Source organism: Mesorhizobium humile (assembly GCF_033977215.1).
In the GTDB taxonomy this organism is placed as follows: Bacteria; Pseudomonadota; Alphaproteobacteria; order Rhizobiales; family Rhizobiaceae; genus Mesorhizobium; species Mesorhizobium humile.
Genome location: NZ_JAVIIV010000075.1, coordinates 1 through 587 on the forward strand (window position 1 = coordinate 1; position 587 = coordinate 587).

Here is a 587-nt window from a genome sequence, read left to right on the forward strand (position 1 = left end):
AGCGTGAACGTCAGCGATGCCGATGAGGGGTTGCCGAGCGCATCCGTCTCGCTGGCGATGATCGTATGCTGCCCGTCAGCTAGTCCTGTCGGCGTGAAGGTCCAGGCTCCCGTGCTGTTGGCCGTCACCGTGCTTGAGATTGGGGTTCCATCGACGGTGAAGTGCACGACCGTGTTCGCGCTGCCGGTTCCGGTCAACGTGGCGTCTTTAGTGATCGTGTCGCCCGAAGATGCGCCGGTGTCGTTGAGCAAGCGTTCGGTCACGGCTGGGGTGGATGACTGGATGGCGACTTGCGCCACCGCTGTCTGCCACCAGCCATTGGCGGAGTACTCGCTCGACAGCCAAAAGGAATTCGCATGGTTGGGATCGGCGATCGCGGTCGAATAGATCCCCCAGCGCTGAAGTGTTGCGCTGTCGCCATTGGCGAGATAGCTGGCGCTTGCCTGGTAGAGAACGGGCGCGCTGAAAGCGCCCGAGGGATCGCCAGCCGCCAGGAAGCTGTAATAGTCGGCCGGGTACATGTTCGGGCCGCTGGCGGTGAAGTTGATGACGACGTCGCCGGCCTGGTCGACGGCGATCGAGCCGTC

At 63.2% G+C, this 587-nt stretch carries 1 protein-coding gene; it reads right to left on the reverse strand.

Going from position 1 to position 587, the window contains the following annotated elements:
• A partial coding sequence (locus RFM52_RS32750) for an Ig-like domain-containing protein (protein ID WP_320327907.1) occupies positions 1–587 on the reverse strand: 587 nt, incomplete at both ends.